Source organism: Microvirga subterranea, from assembly GCF_003350535.1.
Classification (GTDB): Bacteria; Pseudomonadota; Alphaproteobacteria; order Rhizobiales; family Beijerinckiaceae; genus Microvirga; species Microvirga subterranea.
On record NZ_QQBB01000001.1, the window covers coordinates 394401 to 414682 of the forward strand.

Here is a 20282-nt window from a genome sequence, read left to right on the forward strand (position 1 = left end):
CGAGACGACGGGGCCGGATGTGACATGCCCGGCGAAAATTTTTTCAGAAGTCGCTGGCGAGGCCCTTCACCTCCCAGTCCTCGTAACGGACCGGCTCCAGGCCGCCGCGACCGTTATGCTCCTTGCGGGCGGCGATCTCCGCCGCACGGGCGTCGATCTCGCGGCGGCGCTCGGCCGCCTCCTCCAGGGCGCGCCGGGCGGCGGGCGAGAGGGGCTTGTCGGGTGCCGCGCCTTCGAGGAAGGCGGCCGGATCCATCTTGGGGGTGTCGTTCGTGCTCATGGGGCGCCTTATGCCATGTCCGCCCGGGCCTTTCGAGCGCGTTCGGGCGGATCCTGCGAGGATCTTGGGACTGACCTGGACCGTTCCCACATAAGGGTCGTGCGGACGATCCGCGTTGGACACGAGTTGGAGACCCTGATGAACACCGTCAAGACCGGGATGCTTCTGGCGGCCCTGACGGCCCTTTTCGGCGTGGTCGGCTACATGCTGGGCGGCGCGAACGGCATGCTGATCGCACTCGGCCTCGCCGTCGCCACGAACCTCTACGCCTATTGGAACTCCGACCGGCTGGCGCTCGCGGCCCATCACGCGGCCGAGGTGGACGAGCGCACGGCGCCCGACCTGTTTCGCATGGTGCGGGACCTGTCGCAGCGCGCAGGCCTGCCGATGCCGCGGGTCTATCTCATCGACAATCCCCAGCCCAACGCCTTCGCGACCGGCCGCAACCCGGAGAACGCCGCGGTGGCCGCCACCACGGGCCTGCTGCAGATGCTCTCCTACGACGAGATCGCAGGCGTGATGGCGCACGAGCTGGCCCACATCAAGAACCGCGACACCCTGATCATGACCGTCAGCGCCACCGTCGCGGGCGCCATCGCGACGATCGCCCAGTTCGGGTTCTTCTTCGGCGGACGCGGCGACGAACGGCCCAATCCGATCGTGATGCTGGCCACCGCCCTCATCGCGCCGATCGCCGCCATGATCATTCAGATGGCCATCAGCCGCTCGCGGGAGTATGACGCGGACCGGATGGGCGCCGAGATCTGCGGCCAGCCCATGGCACTCGCGTCCGCGCTCGCCAAGATCGCGGGCGGTGCCGCCCACATTCCCAACATGGATGCGGAGCGCCACCCGGCGACGGCGCCGCTCTTCATCATCAACCCCCTTTCGGGACACGGCATGGACAACCTCTTCTCGACCCACCCGGCGACGGAAAACCGGATCGCCGCCCTCCAGGCGCTGGCGCAGCAGATGGGAGCACCGATGCGCGGCGGCTTCGCGCCCCGGCCGCCGGCGGGCAGCCCCTGGGGCAATGCCCCGCGCCGCGGGCCGTGGGGCTGAGACGTGGCCGATCATTCCGAATCCTCCGGCCTCGGGCCGCGCCGCCTCGCCTGGAATGCCGTCACGGAGGCGCTCAAGCGCCGCGTTCCCCTCGACGACATGCTCGACGAGTTCGGCCCCCAGGAGCGCCTGTCGGGCCGGGACGAGGCGCTCGCCCGCGCCATCGCCATCGTGACCATGCGCCGGCTCGGCACCATCGGCTGGGCCCTGCGCGAGCGGCTCGACAAGGGCGCCCGCGACGAGCGCCTGCTCAACCTCCTCGCCATCGGGGCGGCGCAGATCCTCTTCCTCGACGTGCCGGACCATGCGGCGGTCGACACCGCCGTGCAGCTCGCTCAAGAGGACCGCAGGCTGAAACATGCAGGCGGGCTCATCAACGCGGTCCTGCGCCGGGTCGCCCGCGAGCGCGACGGGATCCTGTCCGCCGCCGATCCCTGGCTCGACACGCCGGGCTGGCTGGAGGAGCGCTGGATCGCCCAGTACGGGGAAGACCTCGCCGCCGAGATCGCCAGGGCGCATCAGGCCCTGCCGTCCGTGGACCTGACCGTGAAAGAGGACGCGTCCGGCTGGGCCGAGCGCCTCGGAGGCATCCTGCTGCCGACGGGGAGCATCCGCCTCACCGAGCGCACGGCGATCCGCGAGCTTCCTGGCTACGAGGACGGCGCCTGGTGGGTGCAGGACGCCGCCGCCGCCCTTCCGGCGCGCCTGCTCGACCCCAAGCCCGGCGAGCGCATCGCAGATCTGTGCGCCGCGCCCGGCGGCAAGACCGCCCAGCTCGCCGCCGCCGGAGCCGAGGTGCTGGCCGTCGACCGCTCGGCCAAGCGCCTGAAGCGGCTGGAGGAGAACCTGGCGCGCCTGAAGCTCCAGGCCGCGACCCGCGCCGTCGACGCCGAAAAGCTCGACGAGACGTCCTTCGACGCGATCCTGCTCGACGCGCCCTGCTCGGCGACGGGCACGATCCGCCGCCACCCGGACGTGGCCTGGACCAAGGGCGAGGAGGACGTGAGGAAGCTCGCGGGCCTGCAGACGCGCCTCCTCGACAAGGCCGCAAGCCTGCTCAAGCCTGGTGGGCGGCTCGTCTACTGCACCTGCTCGCTCGAAGCGGAAGAAGGGGAGCGGCAGGCCCAAGCTTTTCTCGCGCGGCATCCGGACTTCAAGCGAAAGCCGGTCAGTCCTGAGGAGATCGGCGGCCTCACTGAGTGCCTGACCCCGGAGGGCGACGTGCGAACCCTGCCCTGCCATCTTTCGGTGGCCGGCCACGACCGCAGCGGCCTCGACGGGTTCTTCATGGCCCGCTTCGTGCGGGATGCGTGACAACAAAACACTCCGTGCTTACCGGATGTTAACCAAAAAGCTGGAACTCCTCGTTTAAGCTGCAGTCGAATTCAGCATGAGAAGAGGAGCGCCACGCGTGGATTCCGGGCCCGACCGCTGGCGGCTATACGGCCTCGCGCTGCGCGAGGCCGGTCGCGCCGCGCGCGGCACCCTCGCCGGGAGCGCGACGCTGCTCCGGTTCGGCACTCCCGTGCCGCACCGGCTGCTCTTCGCCCCGCAGGACCTGCGCACGGCCGATCCCACTATCGCGACCGACATCTATTCGGGCTTCTTCGCCTTCGCGGGCCGCGCCATCACCACGAGCGGGCGCTCGCCCTTCAGCTTCGTGCCCCCGAGCCGCGCCTGGGCTGAGGCGCTCTACGGGTTCGGCTGGCTCCGGCACCTGCGGGCCGCCGGCACCGCGCTGGCCCAGGCCAATGCCCGCTCGCTCGTCGACGAGTTCGTCACCTCGCGCCTCGGCGACAAACGGACCGCCACCGAGACCGGAATCCTCGCGCGCCGGCTCATGTCCTTCATCAGCCAGTCGCCGCTGATCCTGGAGGGCGCGGACCACGCCTTCTACCAGCGCTTCCTGCGCATCCTCGGCCAGTCGGTGAAGGACCTGGAGCGGCGCACCCGCACGGGCGCCCTGCCGTTCGAGCTGCTCATGGCGGCCATCGCCCTGTGCTATGCGGGCCTGTGCTGCGAGGGCCTGGAGCGCACGCTCAAGCGCGCCACGCGCCTCCTCGTGCGCGAGCTCGACCGGCAGGTCCTGGCCGACGGCGGACATGCGAGCCGCAACCCGCGCATCGTCGTCGAGCTGCTCTTCGATCTCCTGCCGCTCCGCCAGATGTACGCCAGCCGCGAGATCGACACGCCCGAATCCCTGCTCCACGCCATCGACCGCATGCTGCCCATGGTGCGCCTGTTCCGGCACGGCGACGGCACCCTGTCCCATTTCAACGGCATGGGCGTGACCGCCGCCGACCATCTGGCGACGCTCCTCACCTACGACGACATGCGCAGCCAGCCGATCCACCACGCGCCTCATTCGGGCTACGAGCGCATGGAGGCGGGCCCCGCCCTGCTGGTCGCCGACGTGGGCAAGCCGCCGCCGCTTCCGCTCTCGACCGAAGCCGGCGCCGGCTGCCTGTCGTTCGAGTTCTCCAGCGGCCGCCAGCGCATCGTGGTCAATTGCGGCACGCCGCGCATCGCCACCGAGGCGGTGATCCAGGCCTCGCGCTCGACGGTGGCGCATTCCACCGCCTCCATCAACGACGTCTCGTCCTGCCAGATCGTGGCCGCGAAGGGCCATTGGCTCGACCGGGCGATCGCCGGCTGGGTCATGCGGCGGATCGGCCCGGTGGTGATCGGCGGGCCGGAGCGCGTGACGGCGGAGCGCAGCGAACGCGACCACGTGCAGCTCCTCAGCGCCAGCCACGACGGCTATCGGGCGGGCTTCGGCCTCACCCACGAGCGGCGCTGGCACCTCCATCCCGACGGGGAGGTGCTGGAGGGCGAAGACGTGTTCTGGGGCGAAGGCACGAGCGTGCCGACCCGCGAGGCCGTCGTGCGGTTCCACCTGGCGCCGGGCATCAAGGCGAGCCGGGCGCAGGGCGGCCGCGTGGTCATGCTGGTCCTGCCCAACCGGGAGGCCTGGCAGTTCACGGTCAGCCCCGGCGAGGCCTTCGTCGAGGACAGCGCGTTCCTGGCGACGTCGGAGGGCATGCGGCGCACGGAGCAGATCGTGCTCGGCCTGCGGCCGAGCGAGACGCCCTCCGTCCGCTGGCGCTTCCAGCGCCTGGCCCGTAGCTTTCCGCAGGAGCCGCCGGCGGAGCCCGATCCGGGACTGCTCTGAAATCCGTGCTCTGCCATGAGTTTCGCGGCGGTTCCCATCGGGGTGTCGCCGTGCTATCGCGCGCCCATATCCTATCCAAATGGAGCGGCCCGCCATGCCGAGCGACCCGAAGCGCATCACGCGCGCCCTGCTTTCCGTTTCCGACAAGACCGGCCTCGTGGACTTCGCCCGCGCCCTGCACGAGCGCGGCATCGAACTGGTCTCCACCGGCGGGACGCACAAGGCGCTCACGGAGGCGGGCCTGCCCGTGAAGGACGTGAGCGACGTCACGGGCTTCCCCGAGATGATGGACGGCCGCGTGAAGACGCTCCATCCGTCGGTTCATGGCGGCCTCCTGGGCATTCGGGCGAATCCCGAGCACCAGGCCGCCATGCTGGCCCACGGCATCCAGCCCATCGACCTGCTGGTGGTGAACCTCTATCCCTTCGAGGCGACGGTCGCGGCGAACAAGCCGTACGACGACTGCATCGAGAACATCGACATCGGCGGTCCCGCGATGATCCGCGCCGCCGCCAAGAACCACGGCGACGTGGCCGTGGTGGTGGACGGGGCCGACTACGCCGCAATCCTGTCCGACCTCGACGCCTACGAGGGCGCCGTGACCCTCACGTTGCGCCGGCGCCTCGCCCAGAAGGCCTATGCGCGCACCGCCGCCTACGACGCGGCGATCTCCAACTGGTTCGCCCGCGAGCTTGCTGAGGAGACCCCGCCCTTCAGGGCGCTCGGCGGGTCCATCGCCGAGGTGCTGCGCTACGGCGAGAACCCGCACCAGTCGGCTGCCTTCTACCGCACGCCGGAGAACCGCCCCGGCGTCGCCACCGCCCGGCAGGTCCAGGGCAAGCAGCTCTCCTACAACAACATCAACGACACCGATGCGGCCTACGAGGCCGTGGCCGAGTTCCTGCCCGAACGCTCCGCCGCGGTGGTGATCGTCAAGCACGCCAACCCGTGCGGCGTGGCGGAAGGCACGACCCTGCGCGAGGCCTACGAGAAGGCCCTGCGCTGCGACCCGGTCTCGGCCTTCGGGGGCATCGTGGCCATGAACCGGCCCCTCGACGCGGAAGCCGCGCGCGCCATCACGGAGATCTTCACCGAGGTCATTATCGCCCCCGACGCCAGCGAGGAGGCCATCACCATTGTGGCCGCGAAGAAGAACCTGCGCCTGCTGCTCGCGGGGGCCGTGCCCGACCCGCGCCAGGAGGGCCTGACCTTCCGCACGGTGGCAGGCGGCTTCCTGGCTCAAGCGCGCGACAACGCGGTGGTCGACGCCATGGACCTGAAGGTGGTGACCAAGCGCGCGCCCACCGACCGGGAGCTCGAGGACCTGCGCTTCGCGTTCCGGGTCGCCAAGCACGTGAAGTCGAACGCGATCGTCTATGCCCGGGACCTCGCCACGGTCGGCATCGGGGCCGGCCAGATGAGCCGGGTCGATTCCTCGCGCATCGCCGCCTGGAAGGCCGCCGAGGCCGCGAAGGCCGCGGGCCTGCCGGAGACCCTCGCCAGGGGCTCGGTGGTCGCCTCCGACGCGTTCTTCCCCTTCGCGGACGGCCTGCTCGCCGCCGCCGAGGCGGGCGCCACGGCGGTGATCCAGCCCGGCGGCTCCATGCGCGACGAGGAGGTGATCCGCGCCGCCGACGAGGCGGGGCTCGCCATGGTGTTCACCGGCTACCGGCACTTCCGGCACTGAGGACGACGCTCGCAGGCCTGCCTCGTCACGAGGCGGGCGCTCGCGGGATGAAACCGGGCGGCAGGATCGTATCCACCGTGCGGGTTGGCGAGAGCGAGGGCGCATCTCTCCCCTCGCCAGACCCGCATCCGCCCTCTATGTCTTCCCCGATGCATGCCCTGATCACCCCCGCCACCCGCCTCTGGCTCCGGCTCCGCCTGAACGAGCTCGGCCCCCTGCTGACGCTCGCGGCCTTCGGGTTCTTCGCCTGGGCCTTCATGGAGCTGGCCGACACCGTGCGCGAGGGTGAGATCCATGCCCTCGACAGCCGGCTCCTGCTCGCCCTGCGTGATCCTACGAATCTCGCCAATCCGATCGGGCCGTCGTGGCTGGAGGAGGCGGCGCGCGACATCACCGGCCTCGGCGGCTATGCGGTCCTGAGCATCATCACCTGGGGAACCTGGGCCTATCTGATGATCGTCGGCAAGCGCGGGACGGCGCTGCTGGTGCTCGTCGCGGTGATCGGCGGAACCCTTCTGTCCTCGGGCCTCAAGCTCGGCTTCGAGCGCCCGCGGCCGGACCTCGTGCCCCATGCGACGCGGGTCTACACCGCGAGCTTCCCGAGCGGCCACGCAATGATGTCCGCCGTGACCTACCTGACGCTCGGGGCCCTGCTGGCCCGGGTCGAGACCCGAAGGCGGGCCCGCGCCTTCATCGTCGGCCTCGCCGTCGCCATGACCCTGCTCGTCGGCATGAGCCGCGTCTATCTTGGCGTCCACTGGCCGAGCGACGTGCTCGCCGGATGGTCCGTGGGCGCCGCCTGGGCGTCCCTGTGCTGGTTCGTGGCCCTGCAGCTCCAGCGGCGCGGACAGGTGGAGAAGCCCGGCGAGACCTCGTCGCCCGAACCCGAGAGCTCATGACGGACGACGACACGAAACCCGTCCGGAAGATCCCCCGGAAGGTCACGCCGGCCTATCTGCAGCGGGCCGCCATGGCCTATCTCGAGCGCTACTCCTCCTCGGCCGAGAACCTGAGGCGGGTGCTGCGCCGCAAGGTCGACAAGCGCTGCCGCCTGCGCGGCGAGGACCCGGCGGAGTTCCACGAGGCCATTGACGAGGTGGTGGCGAAAAGCCTGCGCGCCGGGCTCATCGACGACACCCGCTACGCCCAGGCCCGGGTCTCCACCTTGCGCCGCCGCGGCGGCTCCGCCCGCGCCATCCAGGCGAAGCTCGCGGCCAAGGGCGTCGACCGCTCCACGATTGCGGACGCCCTCGATGGCGAGGACGGCGACGAGGAGAGCGCGGCCCATGCCTTCGCGCGCCGCCGCAAGCTCGGACCGTACCGGCCCGGCGAGCGGGCGCCCTACCGGGACAAGGATCTCGCGGCCATGGCTCGCGCGGGCTTCCGCTTCGACGTGGCGCGCGGCATCGTCGACGCGGAGCCGGACGAGGAAGCCTAGACACCCTCCCGGACGAACATGACCGTCGGCTTGTCCTTGTACGTGGTGCGGCAGAGTTCCCGGTAGCCGCATTTCTCCGCCACCCGGATCGACGGCCCGTTCTCGGGTGCGATGATGCAGGCCGTACGGCCGGGGCCGAAATGCGCATCGCCCCACGCGACGGCGGCGCGCGCGGCCTCGGTCGCATAGCCCTTGCCATGTCCCGGGGGAGCGATCACCCAGCCGATTTCCGGAACGCCGTCGAGCGACGGCTCGATCTCGCGCTTGAAATCCGCGAACCCGACCTCGCCCATGAAGCGGCCGGTCTCCTTCTCGGCGATGGCCCAGTAGCCGAAGCCCATCAGGGCCCAATGGCCGACATAGCGCACCAGCCGCGACCAGACCTCCTCGCGCGTCGAGGGCTTGCCGCCGATGAAGCGGGTCACCTCCGGATCGGTCCAGAGCGCGAGGCTGCCGTCGAAATCGGCGACCTCGTGCCCGCGCAGGATGAGGCGTTCGGTCTCGAGGATCGGGGCGGCTCCGGTCCTGGGGCTCATTCGTGTCATGGCGTGTTCGTCTTTTCCCATGCGGTGGTTCGGAAGATCTAGAGAAGCCCGGCCCCCACGTTCACCGCGAGCGCCAGGATCGTGGTGTTGAACAGGAAGGACAGGATCGTGTGGGCGAGTGCGAGGCGGCGCATGCGCCGCGACAGGATGATCACGTCTGAGGTCTGGGCCGCCGCCCCGAGGTTGAAGGCGAAATAGAGGAAGTCCCAGTAGTCGGGCTTGCCCTCGTGCGGAAACTTCAGGCCCTGCCGCTCGCCCGCGTCGCCGTAATATTCGTGGGCGTAGTGGATGGCGAAGATCGTGTGCACGAAGAACCACGAGCACAGGATGGTGATCGCCGCGACGGAGAGCCGGAAGACCTGCTGGCCGGCCGGGTCGTCGTGGATGCCCTTGAGCTCCACCGCGATGGCCGCAAGGCTCGCGACGGCGGCCGCCATGGTGAGGATCAGGACCGCGATCGCTCCCTCGTCCTCCTGGGCCGCCCGGTCCTGCATGAGGGTGGTGGACGAGCCCAGGGCGATGGTCCAGGCGATGCTGAGATAGCACACGACCCCGACATCCCAGGACACGAGGAGCCGGGAATTCACCATCCATTCCGCCGGAAGCATCCCGAACACGAGGGCGGCCAGAAGGGCGGAGCCGAGAAGCCTCGGGCGCAGTTTGGCCGGTACGCGCATCATGCCGCCGTCTCTCATGCCGGTGCTCGTCCCTGCGAGAAAGCCGAGCCTGCGGCGGAACGCAAGGCGAAACTGCCATGAGGGCTTTGCAACGAAGACATCTGGCCCCTCATCCGGCCTGTTCTAGATCACCCAACGTAAACCTCACTGGGAGACCTCCATGAACCGCAAGGCAAGAGCCGTCTGGCAGGGCACGGGCAAGGATGGCAGCGGCCACCTCTCGGCCGATTCGGGCGTTCTGTCGAACACGCCCTACTCCTTCAAGACCCGCTTCGAGAACGAGAAGGGGACCAATCCGGAGGAGCTGATCGCGGCCGCTCATGCGGGCTGCTTCACCATGGCGCTCGCCTTCCAGCTGCAGGGCGCCGGCTTCACGCCGACCGAGCTCGCCACCGAGGCGGTGGTGACCCTGGAGCAGGAGGGATCGGGCTTCAAGATCTCCAAGTCCGCCCTGACCCTCAACGCCGACGTGCCCGGGATCGACCGCGCCAAGTTCGAGGAGCTCGCCCGCGCGGCCGAGAAGAACTGCCCGGTCTCCAAGGTGCTCAACGCCGAGATCACGATGAACTTCACCCTGGCGTGAGATCGTCCGAACCGCTTCCATGGCCCCATCTCGGGGCCTTGCAGCTCCTCCATCCTCATCCTGAGGAGCGGCGCAGCCGCGTCTCGAAGGATGGTCCAGAGAGCACTGGAGACGTCTCGCCCTTCGAGACGGTCACTCACGTGACCTCCTCAGGGTGAGGCTGTGATGGGGAGGCGGCTCGGCATGATGGCCGGGTTCAGGCCCGGCCATCACCGTATATGGAAGCGCGTTTCACATCGACTTCTTGTAGGCGTCGATCACGGCCTGCCCGTCGGGGCCGGCCTTCTTCAGCCAGTCCTGGGTCAGTTGCTCACCGACCTTCTGGAAGCCGGCCTTCAGCTCGGGGCTCGGCGGCTGGACCTTCATGCCCTTGGCGGCGATCTGCTCCATGTACCACTTGGTCTTGTCCTGGGCCATCTGCCAGCCGCGGTCCTCGGCCTTCTTGGCGGCGGCGAGGATCGCCTCCTGGGTCGGCTTGTCGAGGGCGTCGAAGGCGGCCTTGTTCACGAAGACCATGTTCTTCGGGAGCCACGCCTGCGTGTCGTAGAAGTGATCGAGGGACTCCCACACCTTGGTGTCGTAGCCGGTGGCGCTCGACGACATGAAGGAGTTGACCGCGCCGGTCGCGAGCGCCTGCGCCAGCTCCGCCGCCTGGATCGTCACCGGCTGCGCGCCGACGAGTTCCGCGATGCGCGCGGTGCCGACGTTGTAGGCGCGCCACTTCAGGCCCTTCATGTCCTCGATGGTGTTGATGTCCTTCTTGGCGAAGATCCCCTGCGGCGGCCACGGGATCGCATAGAGCAGCATCAGGCCCTGGCTCGCGAGCTTCTTCTCGATCGCGGGCTTCTGCGCCGCCCAGAGCTTCTTCGCCTGGTCGAAGGAGGTGGCCACGAACGGCACCACGTCGAGGCCGTAGATTGGGTCCTCGTTCTCGTGCAGCGAGATGATGACCTCGCCCATCTGCGCCTGGCCGGTCTGGACCGCGCGTTTGATCTCCGGCGCCTTGAACAGCGACGCGTTGGGATGGACGGTGATCTGCAGCTTGCCACTGGTGGCCTCGCCCACGTCCTTGGCGAAGAGCACGAGGTTCTCGCTGTGGAAGTTGTCGGCCGGATAGGCGGCCGGCAGGTTCCACTTGGTCTGTGCGAGGGCCGGCACGCTCATCGCGAGCGCGGCCGCGAGGCTTAAGGTCAGGCGTGACATGTATTTCATCGTTGTCGTCTCCCTCTTTTCGTTGTCGATCGGTCCTAATTCGGAAAGGCGAGCTTCGGCAGATAGAGCGCGACCTGCGGAAACACCGTGATGATGGCGAGCGCCGCCACGAGCAGGAAGAAGAAGGGCAGCGCCGCCCGGGCGATCGTAAAGCTGTCGCGTCCGCTCATGTTCTGGAGCACGAAGAGGTTGAAGCCCACGGGCGGCGTGATCTGGGCCATCTCGACCAGGATGATGAGGAAGACGCCGAACCAGATCAGGTCGAAGCCCGCTTGCTTCACCATCGGCAGCACCACCACGGTGGTGAGCACGATCATCGAGATGCCGTCGATGAGGCACCCGAGGATGATGTACATCACCGCGAGCGCCGCGATCAGCGTGTAGGGCGACAGGTTCTGCGCCTCGACCCATGTGGCGAGCGCCGCCGGAATTCCCGTGAACGCCATGGCGGCCGTCGTGAAGGCGGCGCCGGCGAGGATCAGCATGATCGTCACGGTGAGGCGGGTTGCGCTGAGAACGCTGTCGCGGAAGGTCTCCCAGGTCAGGGTGCCCGACCACCAGGCGAGCGCCAGCGCGCCGAGAACGCCCCAGGCGGCGCATTCCGTGGCGGTCGCCCAGCCGAGGAGCAGGGCCGCGAAGATCAGCGTGATCAGCAGGAGCACCGGAAACAGCCGCGCGGATTGGCGCAGCTTGAAGGCGAGGCTCGTGCGGGGCTCGCGCGCGGGCGTCCGCTGCGGGTTGAGGAGCGACCAGACCAGGATGTAGCCCGAATAGAGCGCCATCACGAGCAGGCCCGGCAGGAAGCCCGCGAGGAAGACCTGGATCACCGAGACGTTGGCGGCGATAGCATAGACCACCATCGGGATCGAGGGCGGAATGAGGAGCCCCAGCGTGCCGGAGCCCGCGAGGCTGCCTAAGGCCATCCTGTCGTCGTAGCCGCGCTTCTTCAGCTCCGGCAGGGCGATCTTGCCGATGGTCGCGCAGGTGGCGGCGGACGAGCCCGACACCGCCGCGAAGACGCCGCAGCCGACCACGTTCACGTGCAGGAGCCGCCCCGGCAGCCCGTTGAGCCAGGGCGCCAGCCCCTGGAACATCTGCTCCGACAATTTGGTGCGAAAGAGGATCTCGCCCATCCAGATGAAGAGAGGCAGGGCCGCGAGGGTCCAGGAGGCGGAGCTCGACCAGACCGTGGTGGCCAGCACCGGCCCGATCGGCACCGACGTGACGGTCATGGCCGCGAAGCCGACCACGAGGAGCGCGATCCCGATCCACACCCCGAAGGCGAGGAGGATTGTCAGGATCCCGAACAGGATGGCGGCTGTGGTGACGAGGCTGAGATCGGCCAGCATGGTTCAGATCCCGCTCTCGGCCGCGCGCTCCACCACCTCTTCGGGGGTGGCGGGCGGCGGACGCTCGTAGCGGGGCGCGTGCCCCGTCAGCACGTGCACGAGCTCGTCCAGGAATGCGATGGCCAGGATCGCGAGGCCGACCGAATAGCCGAGTTGCGGGATCCACAGCGGAACGGCCACGACGCCTTGGGACATGTCGTTGAACCGGAAGCTGTCATAGGTCATGTGCGCGGCGTGCCAGGCGAAGTAGCCGATCACGGCCGCGCCCAGCAGCAGGCACAGGATCTCGACCGCGCGCCGCAAGCCAGCGGGCAGGCGCTCGGTCAGGAGGCCGACCCGGATCAGGTCGCCGGTCTTGAAGGTGTGCGCCAAGCCTAAGAACGCCATGGCGGCCATGGACCAGGCGGCGAAGTCGTCGCCCGCCGGCACGTTGATCCCGATCTCGCGGCCGACCGACAGGCTCATCATGAGCAGGAAGATGATGATGAGGAAGACACCCGCGAGATAGCCGGCGGCGCGGTAGAGACCATCGAGCAGGGTTCGGATCATGCGGGTCAGGTCTCTCGCGTTCGGGTTCGCACAGGAGATTACCGTCGCGGTTGACGGGCACAAGAGCCCTTCGCCCGGCGAATGCACAAGCGTCCGGCTTTCGCTGCCCGCCCCCTGGGCAAAAGTCCCTCGTCTCCATGCGACCACCGGCCCCGCCCCATGGCCTCGCCTTGGGCTCCGTCTTCTGCTAGAACAAATAGAGAACATGAAAGAGCTGCCTGTGGACGAGAAGCTTGCCAAGAAGCTGCGCATCCTGGCGGATGCCGCCAAGTACGATGCCTCCTGCGCCTCCTCGGGCGCCCCGAAGCGCAAGGCCGACCCGGACGGCTTAGGCTCGACGACCGGCGCCGGGATCTGCCACGCCTACACGCCGGACGGGCGCTGCGTCTCGCTGCTCAAGATCCTGCTGACCAATTACTGCCTGTTCGACTGCGCCTATTGCGTGAACCGGCGCTCCTCCAACGTGAAGCGGGCGAAGTTCTCTGTGGACGAGGTCGTGACGCTCACGATCGAGTTCTACAAGCGCAACTACATCGAGGGCCTTTTTCTCTCCTCCGGCATCATCCGCTCGCCCGACTACACCATGGAGCAGATGCTGCTGGTGGTGAAGAAGCTGCGGCGCGACCACGGCTTCCGCGGCTACGTCCATCTCAAGAGCATCCCGGAGGCGAGCCCCTGGCTCATCGAGGAGGCGGGCCTGTGGGCGGACCGCCTGTCGATCAATCTCGAGCTGCCGACCGAGGCGAGCCTGGGGCGCCTCGCACCCGAGAAGGACGGCGCCTCGATCGAGGGCGCCATGGCGCAGATGCACGAGCGCATCCTGGAATCGAAGCAGGAGCGCCGCCACTTCTCGCCCGCAGGCCAGTCGACGCAGATGATCGTCGGCGCCGACGACACGACGGACGCGGACGTGCTGCGCACATCCGCCAAGCTCTACGGGCATTACGACATGCGCCGCGTCTACTACTCGGCCTTCAGCCCGATCCCGGATTCGAGTTCGGTCCTGCCCTTGAAGCCGCCGCCGCTCATGCGCGAGAACCGGCTCTACCAGGCCGACTGGCTGCTGCGCTATTACGGCTTCGACGTGGACGAGATCGCCTCCGGCGGCGAGAAGGGCATGCTCGACCTCGAGGTCGACCCGAAGCTCGCCTGGGCGCTCAAGAACCGCCACCTGTTCCCGGTCGACGTGAACGTGGCCGAGCGCGAGATGCTGCTGCGGGTGCCGGGGCTCGGTGCGCGCGCGGTCGACAAGATCGTGGTCGCCCGCAAGCACACCACCCTGCGCCTGGAGGACGTCGCCCGCCTGACCTCGGGCCTGAAGCGCGCGCGGCCCTTCCTGATCACCGCCGACCACCACCCGCAAGGACGCCTCGACCGCCTCGACCTGCGCGAGACGCTGGTCGAGAAGCCCGAACAGCTGAGCCTCTTCGCATGACCCTCCACCGCATCACCCTTCGGGACGGCGCGGACCTCGACGGATTCCGCAAGGCCGTGCGCCGGCTCGTCCACGAGGAGCTCGCGCCCCAGCATGTCGTTTTCGACGTCGAGGCCGCGCCGGACCTCTTCGGCGGCGAGGCGGCCGGTGAGGCGTCGCCGATCTCCCTGCCGCGCAGCCTGAGCGAGATGATCGGCCGCGTCGTCTGCCACCGGGACCCGGAGCGCTACGCCCTGCTCTACCAGCTCGTCTGGCGGGTGCTGAACGGCGAGCGCGAACTTCTCGACATCGCCACCGATCCGCTCGTGCACCGGCTCGAGCTGATGGCGCGGGCGGTGCGGCGCGACCTCCACAAGATGCACGCCTTCGTGCGCTTCCGACGCATCCGGGATGCAGAGCTCGAGCGCTTCGCCGCCTGGTTCGAGCCGGAGCACTTCATCCTGGAGGCGGCGGCGCCCTTCTTCGTCGACCGCTTCCGCTCCCTCGACTGGACGATCCTGACGCCGATCGGGTCCGCGCACTGGGACCGGGACAAGCTGACCTACGGCCCGCCGGCCCGGCGAGAGGACGCGCCGGCGGAGGACGAGTTCGAGGACAGTTGGCGCGGCTATTACGAGAGCGTGTTCAATCCGGCGCGGGTGAACCCCGTCGCCATGCGGGCCGAGATGCCCAAAAAGTATTGGCGCAACATGCCGGAGGCCGTCGCCATCCCGGGGCTGATCCAAACCGCGTCCCAGCGCGTTGAACGGATGATCGAACAGGAGGCGACGATGCCGGCGAAACGCACCCCCGAGCGCGCCCTGGAGGCCATGTGGGACCAGGAGCCGAAGACGCTTGAAGAGCTCAACGCCATCATCGCGAAGGCCGGGCCGCTGGTTCCGGGCGCGACCCAGGCCGTCTTCGGCGAGGGACCGGCACATGCCGACATCGCCTTCGTGGGCGAGCAGCCCGGCGACCAGGAGGACCTGCAGGGGCGGCCCTTCGTGGGCCCGGCCGGCAAGCTCCTGACCAGGGCCCTGACCGAGGCGGGCATCGACCGGAGCCATACCTATCTTACCAATGCGGTGAAGCACTTCAAATTCGAGCAGCGCGGCCACCGGCGCATCCATTCCAAGCCGACCACCGGCGAGGTGAAGCACTACCGGCCCTGGCTCATGAAGGAGCTGGAGCTGGTGCGGCCCAAGCTGGTGGTGGCGCTCGGCGCGACGGCGCTCCTGGCGCTCACCGGCAAGGCGACGCCGATCACCCGCTCCCGCGGCCGGGCGAAGTTCGGCGCCTGGGAGGGTTACGTGACGGTCCACCCGTCCTACCTGCTGCGCCTGCCCGACGAGGAGACGAAACGCGAGGCATACGCCGCCTTCCTGGCGGATCTGCGCCGCATTCACGACCTCGCCCTGGCCGATCCGGACACCGGCGAGCTCCCGCTCGCGGCCGAATAGGCCCTAGACGCTCTCGGGCCGCGGCGCCGCAGGGGTCCCGGACGGGCCCGGCTCGACCGGGCACCAGGCATCCACCGCCTCGCCCCGGTTCTGCCGCTGCCGGTCGAGATACCGCATCACGGGGGTGACCGTGGTGCCGTGCAGCAGGATCGAGATCAGCACGATCAGCCCGGTGGTGCTCCAGAGCAGGTCGGGCGCCTCGAACTTCGCATGCCCTAGGGCATAGGCGAGGTAATAGGCCGAGCCGAGGCCCCGGATGCCGAAGAAGCTGATCACCGCCTTCTCGTCCCGACGCTGGTCACGACCCATGAGGCTCAGCCAGCCGCTCAAGGGCCGCACCAGGAAGATCGTCGCAAGCGCGAACACGACGGCCTCGAGGCTCAGCGCCCGAAACAGACCGCCGTCGGCGATTGCGCCGCCGAAGATCACGAGCAGCACCATCATGAAGAGCCGTTCGAGCTGCTCGACGAAATCGTGCAGCTTCTCGTGATACTCGTGGTTCCGCTCGACCGAGCGCAGCCCCAAGGCCGCCACGAACACGGCCAGGAAGCCGTAGCCGTGAGCCATCTCGGTGAGCCCGTAGGCGAGGCAGGTGATCCCCAGGGCCACGAAGCCGTCGCCCGTGCGGGAGAGCCTGGCCCGGTTGGGCAGCCGGAAGGTCAGCCATCCGAGGAAACGACCCACGACCCAGCCGACCGCGAGCCCGGCTGCGAGCTTCCAGATCACGTCGACCGTGAACCAGTGAAGGAGCCAGGGCTCGCCTGTCTGGGTGGCGAGCGCAAGCGCGATGGCGAGATTGACGAACGGAAAGGCGAGTCCGTCGTTGAGGCCGGCCTCCGACGTCAGGGTGAAGCGCACCTCGTCCTCCAGCCCCTCTCCGGGCGGCCCGACCTGCACGTCGCTCGCGAGCACCGGATCGGTCGGCGCGAGGGCCGCTCCAAGAAGGATCGCGGTCGCCGCCCCGAGGCCGAGAAGCAGGTGGGCCAGCACCGCCAAGGCCGCGATGGTGAGCGGCATGGCGACGCCCAGGAGGCGCCAGGTCAGGGCGCAGCTCGCCCAGGCCAGCGGCCGGTCGAGCTTGAGCCCCGCCCCCATGAGGGCGATCAGAACCACGAACTCCGTGAGCCGCTCGGTGATCGCCAGGTGCTCCTGCGGGTGCGGCGCCACCCCCGGGATCTGGGGGATCGAGAACAGGACCACGCCGAGGCCGACGCAGACGATCGGCAGCGAGAGCGGAAGCTCCTTCAGGAGCATGGGCAGCCACGCCGTGAGGAGCACGACGGCGCCGAAACCTGCAAGCACGACGATATAGGAATCCATGAGACCCTGAACGTCCCGGGGATTCCCCGGGTTCCGCCGCCTGATGGGTTAACCGCCCCTTAAACCCGCCACATTTACAGTGCCTCAGAACATGTTAAGGCCGGAATATGCCGGCCGTCTCAACATGGGGTTAGAATCTTGGCGAACGGACGTGACCGACGCGAGCCGGTCTTCGACGCGCCCGCCGCCAGCGCGGGGGAGCTGGACGACTTCCGCCTCTCGCCTGAGGACCGGGCAGGGGGCACCATGGCAAGGCAGCGCGCATCACGCGGAGGCTCGGGCAATTCCGGCCGCGGCGCTCCGCGCCCGAAGAGCCCCAAGCGCCGGCGCGGCGGCCGTTCCATCCTGGGCAAGCTCTTCTATGCCGGCGTCGTCCTCTGCCTCTGGGCCGTGATCGCGGTCGGAGGCGTCGTGGCCTATTACGCCGCGCAGCTTCCCCCCATCGACCAGCTCACCGTGCCGAAGCGGCCGCCCAACATCGCCATCATGGCGAGCGACGGCTCGCTTCTGGCGAATCGGGGCGAGACCGGCGGGCGCACCGTGTCGATCAAGGAACTCCCGCCCTACCTGCCGAAGGCCTTTGTGGCCATCGAGGACCGGCGCTTCTACGACCATTTCGGCATCGACCCGATGGGCATCGCCCGTGCCCTCTACCGCAACATCCACCGCGGCGGCGTCTCCCAGGGCGGCTCGACCCTGACGCAGCAGCTCGCCAAGAACCTGTTCCTCACACAGGAGCGCACCGCCTCGCGCAAGATCCAGGAGGCGATCCTGTCGCTCTGGCTTGAGCGCAACTACACCAAGGACCAGATCCTCGAGCTCTACCTGAACCGGGTCTATTTCGGCGCCGGCGCCTATGGGGTCGAGGCCGCGGCCCAGCGCTACTACGGCAAGTCCGCCCGCAACCTGTCGCTCTCGGAGGCTGCCGTCCTGGCCGGCCTCGTCCAGGCGCCGTCGCGGCTTGCGCCGAACCGCAACCCGCAGGCCGCCCAGGCCCGCGCGGAGCTCGTGATCGCCGCCATGAACGAGCTCGGCTTCATCACGCCGGGCATGACCAAGACGGCGCTGAGCGATCCCGCCCAGCCCATGCGCCCGAAGGGGGCCGGATCGGTCAATTACGCGGCCGACTACGTGATGGACGTGCTCGACGACTTCGTCGGCACCATCGAGTCGGACATCGTGGTCTCGACCACCATCGACCCGACCCTCCAGGCCGCGGCCGAGCGGGTGCTCGTGGACGAGCTCGCCGCCAAGGGCCAGAAGCTCAACGTGAGCCAGGGCGCCTTCGTGGCCCTGCAGCCCGACGGTGCGCTGAGGGCCCTGGTGGGCGGCCGGAACTACGAGACGAGCCAGTTCAACCGGGCGACGGCGGCCCGCCGCCAGCCGGGCTCCTCGTTCAAGCCGTTCGTGTATCTCACGGCCATCGAGCGGGGCTACACCCCCGACATGGTCCTCGAGGACTCGCCGGTCAATTACAAGGGCTGGGCGCCGCACAACTACGACCGCAAGTACCGCGGCCCCATCGCCATGCGCGACGCCCTGGCGCTGTCGCTCAACACCATCGCGATCAAGCTCAACATGGAGGTCGGGCCGAAGAGCGTCGTGCAGACAGCGCAGCGACTCGGAATCTCCTCGCCCCTGCAGGCTAACGGCTCGCTGGCGCTCGGCACATCCGAGGTGACGCCGCTCGAACTGGTGGCGGCCTATGCGGCCTTCGCCAATGGCGGCACCGGGGTCATCCCCTACGTCATCGCCCAGGTGAAGACCACCGACGGCAAGCTGATCTACAAGCGCCCGGCCGGCGGAGGACTCGGCCGCGTCATCGACCCGTCCGCGGTCGCCATGATGAACGACATGATGCACAACACCTTCGTGGTCGGCACGGCTCGGAAGGCGCAGATCGGCGACTGGATGATGGCCGGAAAGACGGGCACGACAGACGACTACAAGGACGCTTGGTTCGTCGGCTTCACGGGCAATCTCGTGGCGGGCGTCTGGCTCGGCAACGACGACGGCGCGCTCACCAAGCGCGTGACCGGCGGCGGCCTGCCGACGGAAGTCTGGCACGAGTTCATGAAGATCGCCCTCAAGGACAAGCAGCCCGTGCCGCTTCCGGGTCAGCAGTACTTCCGCACGCCCGCACCCTCCGAGGTGCCGGTGGCGGACGCCACGGGCGCGCCGCAATACGCCACCGCCCAGCCCCGCGAGAGCGGCTGGGTGGCGCCGGGCCCGCAGGCGCGGGCGCGTGGCGGCGAGAAGAACTTTCTCGAGCGCCTGTTCGGGCTCTAGCTCTTCGCCGACCGGGCCCGCCCGGTCGCCGTGAACACCGCGAGCGCCAGCACGCCCGTCGTGGCGATGGCGGCGGGCAGCGGCAGCGCGGAGGCGCCAAGTCCCTGGCCGAGCAGGATGCCGAGCACCGCCGCGAAGGTCATCTGGCAGATGCCCAGCAGCGACGAGGCCGCCCCGGCCCGGGCCGGGAACGGCATCAAGGCCGAGGCCATGGCCTGCGGCATGGTGAGCCCGACCCCGATGCCGTAGATCGCCATCGGTCCCGTGATGGCGAGGGACGACGCGACGCCCGCGGCCACCAGGACCAGCATCAGGACGCCGCCGAGCGCCAGACTCGTCACCCCGAGCCGGATCGTGCCGTCGAGCCCCCACGGCCCGACGAGGCGCTGCGCCAGGGTGGTGCCGGTGATGAAGCCCACCACCACGAACCCGAACGAGAAGGCGTAAGTCAGCTCGTTCAGGCCGTAGAGGCCCTGGAGCACGAAGGACGAGCCCGAGATGAAGGCGAAGAGCCCGCCATAGGTCAGCATCGACAGGGCGACGTAGACCCGGTAGCCCGGATGCCCGAGCAGTGTCCCGAACCCCTTCACGATCGACAGGAACGAGATCGGCACGTCGGATTTCGTCCGGATGCTCTCGGGCAGCCGCAGGACGACGGTGGCGGCGAGCGCCGCGCCGCACAGGATCATGACCGCGAAGGTGACGCGCCAGCCGGAGACCTGCGCGATCAGGCCGCCGAGCACCGGCGCGACCGCCGGCACCACGCCCATGATGGTGCCCATGCGGGACAGCTCCCGGCCGGCGCGCGGCCCCTCGTAGAAGTCGCGCACGATGGCCCGCCCGAGAACGATCGGCCCCGAGGCCCCGAGCGCCTGCACGAAGCGGGCCGCCACCAGGGTCTCGATGTTGGGCGACAGCGCGCAGACGAGGCTCGCCAGGGTGAAGAGGCCGAGGCCGAAGAGCAGCACCGGCTTGCGGCCGACCCGGTCGGAGACCGGCCCGTAGAAGAACTGCCCGGCCGCGAAGCCGAACAGGAAGGCCGACAGGGTCAGCTGCGCCTGGGCGGTCGTGGCGCCGAAATCGCGCGCGATGGCGGGCAGCGACGGCAGGTACATGTCCGTCGAGAGCGGGCCGAGCGCCGTGAGGAGCGCCAGGACGACGGTAAGGGCCAGCGTTTCGGGCTTGAGCATGGAGGGCATCGACCGGATCAGGAGACAGGCAGGCCTTAAGCCGATCCGGCTCGCC

18 protein-coding genes are annotated in these 20282 nt (G+C 69.1%); 10 read left to right on the plus strand and 8 right to left on the minus strand.

The window, feature by feature from the left end; genetic code table 11:
- Positions 1 to 43: 43 nt before the first annotated feature.
- A complete protein-coding gene (locus DES45_RS01775) occupies positions 44 to 256 on the minus strand; it encodes a DUF1674 domain-containing protein (RefSeq protein ID WP_114768800.1) in 213 nt (70 codons plus the stop codon).
- Between the two features lie 162 nt (positions 257 to 418).
- On the opposite strand from DES45_RS01775, the gene htpX reads away from it, so the two are divergent.
- The 6 genes from htpX to DES45_RS01805 all read left to right on the plus strand — a co-directional run bounded on the left by htpX (position 419) and on the right by DES45_RS01805 (position 7639).
- Complete coding sequence (gene htpX, locus DES45_RS01780) at positions 419 to 1342, plus strand: zinc metalloprotease HtpX (protein WP_114768250.1); 924 nt, start codon at positions 419 to 421, stop codon at positions 1340 to 1342.
- Between the two features lie 3 nt (positions 1343 to 1345).
- On the plus strand, positions 1346 to 2656 hold the full coding sequence (rsmB, locus tag DES45_RS01785; protein WP_114768251.1) for a 16S rRNA (cytosine(967)-C(5))-methyltransferase RsmB: 1311 nt from the start codon (positions 1346 to 1348) through the stop codon (positions 2654 to 2656).
- 97 nt (positions 2657 to 2753) lie between these two features.
- The gene (locus tag DES45_RS01790) at positions 2754 to 4514 is read left to right on the plus strand and encodes a heparinase II/III family protein (RefSeq protein WP_114768252.1); all 1761 of its coding nucleotides are present in this window, start codon (positions 2754 to 2756) and stop codon (positions 4512 to 4514) included.
- A gap of 94 nt (positions 4515 to 4608) precedes the next feature.
- Positions 4609 to 6201 (plus strand): bifunctional phosphoribosylaminoimidazolecarboxamide formyltransferase/IMP cyclohydrolase, encoded by a 1593-nt coding sequence (gene purH / locus DES45_RS01795; protein ID WP_114768253.1) that lies wholly within the window; start codon positions 4609 to 4611, stop codon positions 6199 to 6201.
- A 137-nt stretch (positions 6202 to 6338) separates the two neighbouring features.
- Positions 6339 to 7100: a phosphatase PAP2 family protein gene (locus DES45_RS01800; protein ID WP_114768254.1), complete on the plus strand. Its 762-nt coding sequence runs from the start codon at positions 6339 to 6341 to the stop codon at positions 7098 to 7100.
- Complete coding sequence (locus DES45_RS01805) at positions 7097 to 7639, plus strand: regulatory protein RecX (RefSeq protein ID WP_114768255.1); 543 nt, start codon at positions 7097 to 7099, stop codon at positions 7637 to 7639. Before DES45_RS01800 ends, DES45_RS01805 begins: the two co-directional genes overlap by 4 nt.
- On the opposite strand, the gene DES45_RS01810 is transcribed toward DES45_RS01805, so the two are convergent.
- A complete protein-coding gene (locus tag DES45_RS01810; RefSeq protein WP_425374249.1) occupies positions 7636 to 8184 on the minus strand; it encodes a GNAT family N-acetyltransferase in 549 nt (182 codons plus the stop codon). The two genes, DES45_RS01805 and DES45_RS01810, sit on opposite strands and share 4 nt — an antisense overlap.
- 38 nt (positions 8185 to 8222) lie before the next feature.
- Positions 8223 to 8864, minus strand: a complete 642-nt coding sequence (locus DES45_RS01815) for a DUF1345 domain-containing protein (RefSeq protein ID WP_114768257.1) — start codon at positions 8862 to 8864, stop codon at positions 8223 to 8225.
- Between the two features lie 157 nt (positions 8865 to 9021).
- Here DES45_RS01815 and DES45_RS01820 point away from each other — a divergent pair, with 157 nt between their 5' ends.
- Positions 9022 to 9444: an OsmC family protein gene (locus DES45_RS01820; protein WP_114768258.1), complete on the plus strand. Its 423-nt coding sequence runs from the start codon at positions 9022 to 9024 to the stop codon at positions 9442 to 9444.
- Between the two features lie 231 nt (positions 9445 to 9675).
- Here DES45_RS01820 and DES45_RS01825 read toward each other — a convergent pair whose 3' ends face one another.
- From DES45_RS01825 to DES45_RS01835, 3 genes are read right to left on the minus strand one after another with little or no spacing between them, the layout of a single operon-like run.
- On the minus strand, positions 9676 to 10656 hold the full coding sequence (locus DES45_RS01825) for a TRAP transporter substrate-binding protein (protein ID WP_114768259.1): 981 nt from the start codon (positions 10654 to 10656) through the stop codon (positions 9676 to 9678).
- Positions 10657 to 10691: 35 nt separating this feature from the next.
- Entirely contained in the window at positions 10692 to 12005 is a 1314-nt protein-coding gene (locus DES45_RS01830) for a TRAP transporter large permease (RefSeq protein WP_114768260.1), read from the minus strand.
- 3 nt (positions 12006 to 12008) lie between these two features.
- Entirely contained in the window at positions 12009 to 12554 is a 546-nt protein-coding gene (locus tag DES45_RS01835) for a TRAP transporter small permease (protein WP_114768261.1), read from the minus strand.
- Positions 12555 to 12774: 220 nt separating this feature from the next.
- Here DES45_RS01835 and DES45_RS01840 point away from each other — a divergent pair, with 220 nt between their 5' ends.
- Together DES45_RS01840 and DES45_RS01845 are read left to right on the plus strand one after the other, a co-directional pair.
- On the plus strand, positions 12775 to 13989 hold the full coding sequence (locus tag DES45_RS01840) for a putative DNA modification/repair radical SAM protein (protein WP_114768262.1): 1215 nt from the start codon (positions 12775 to 12777) through the stop codon (positions 13987 to 13989).
- Positions 13986 to 15428, plus strand: a complete 1443-nt coding sequence (locus DES45_RS01845; protein WP_114768263.1) for a UdgX family uracil-DNA binding protein — start codon at positions 13986 to 13988, stop codon at positions 15426 to 15428. The genes DES45_RS01840 and DES45_RS01845 overlap by 4 nt, the downstream gene beginning before the upstream one ends.
- A 3-nt stretch (positions 15429 to 15431) precedes the next feature.
- Here the strand turns inward: DES45_RS01845 and DES45_RS01850 are convergent, their stop codons facing one another.
- Positions 15432 to 16748 carry a cation:proton antiporter gene (locus DES45_RS01850; protein WP_114768264.1) on the minus strand — a complete coding sequence of 439 codons (1317 nt, stop codon included), beginning with the start codon at positions 16746 to 16748 and terminating at the stop codon, positions 15432 to 15434.
- Between the two features lie 138 nt (positions 16749 to 16886).
- Between DES45_RS01850 and DES45_RS01855 the strand changes: the two genes are divergently transcribed.
- Positions 16887 to 19037, plus strand: a complete 2151-nt coding sequence (locus DES45_RS01855) for a transglycosylase domain-containing protein (RefSeq protein ID WP_245429691.1) — start codon at positions 16887 to 16889, stop codon at positions 19035 to 19037.
- Here DES45_RS01855 and DES45_RS01860 read toward each other — a convergent pair.
- Positions 19034 to 20227: a multidrug effflux MFS transporter gene (locus DES45_RS01860; RefSeq protein WP_114768265.1), complete on the minus strand. Its 1194-nt coding sequence runs from the start codon at positions 20225 to 20227 to the stop codon at positions 19034 to 19036. The genes DES45_RS01855 and DES45_RS01860 overlap by 4 nt on opposite strands.
- Positions 20228 to 20282 lie beyond the last annotated feature (55 nt).

Coding starts and splice junctions, on each gene's coding strand:
- DES45_RS01775 (WP_114768800.1), bottom strand. CDS start 256: ATGGATCCGGCCGCCTTCCTCGAAGGCGCGGCACCCGACAAGCCCCTC.
- htpX (WP_114768250.1), top strand. CDS start 419: ATGAACACCGTCAAGACCGGGATGCTTCTGGCGGCCCTGACGGCCCTT.
- purH (WP_114768253.1), top strand. CDS start 4,609: ATGCCGAGCGACCCGAAGCGCATCACGCGCGCCCTGCTTTCCGTTTCC.
- DES45_RS01800 (WP_114768254.1), top strand. CDS start 6,339: ATGTCTTCCCCGATGCATGCCCTGATCACCCCCGCCACCCGCCTCTGG.
- DES45_RS01805 (WP_114768255.1), top strand. CDS start 7,097: ATGACGGACGACGACACGAAACCCGTCCGGAAGATCCCCCGGAAGGTC.
- DES45_RS01810 (WP_425374249.1), bottom strand. CDS start 8,184: ATGACACGAATGAGCCCCAGGACCGGAGCCGCCCCGATCCTCGAGACC.
- DES45_RS01815 (WP_114768257.1), bottom strand. CDS start 8,864: ATGATGCGCGTACCGGCCAAACTGCGCCCGAGGCTTCTCGGCTCCGCC.
- DES45_RS01820 (WP_114768258.1), top strand. CDS start 9,022: ATGAACCGCAAGGCAAGAGCCGTCTGGCAGGGCACGGGCAAGGATGGC.
- DES45_RS01825 (WP_114768259.1), bottom strand. CDS start 10,656: ATGAAATACATGTCACGCCTGACCTTAAGCCTCGCGGCCGCGCTCGCG.
- DES45_RS01830 (WP_114768260.1), bottom strand. CDS start 12,005: ATGCTGGCCGATCTCAGCCTCGTCACCACAGCCGCCATCCTGTTCGGG.
- DES45_RS01835 (WP_114768261.1), bottom strand. CDS start 12,554: ATGATCCGAACCCTGCTCGATGGTCTCTACCGCGCCGCCGGCTATCTC.
- DES45_RS01845 (WP_114768263.1), top strand. CDS start 13,986: ATGACCCTCCACCGCATCACCCTTCGGGACGGCGCGGACCTCGACGGA.
- DES45_RS01850 (WP_114768264.1), bottom strand. CDS start 16,748: ATGGATTCCTATATCGTCGTGCTTGCAGGTTTCGGCGCCGTCGTGCTC.
- DES45_RS01860 (WP_114768265.1), bottom strand. CDS start 20,227: ATGCTCAAGCCCGAAACGCTGGCCCTTACCGTCGTCCTGGCGCTCCTC.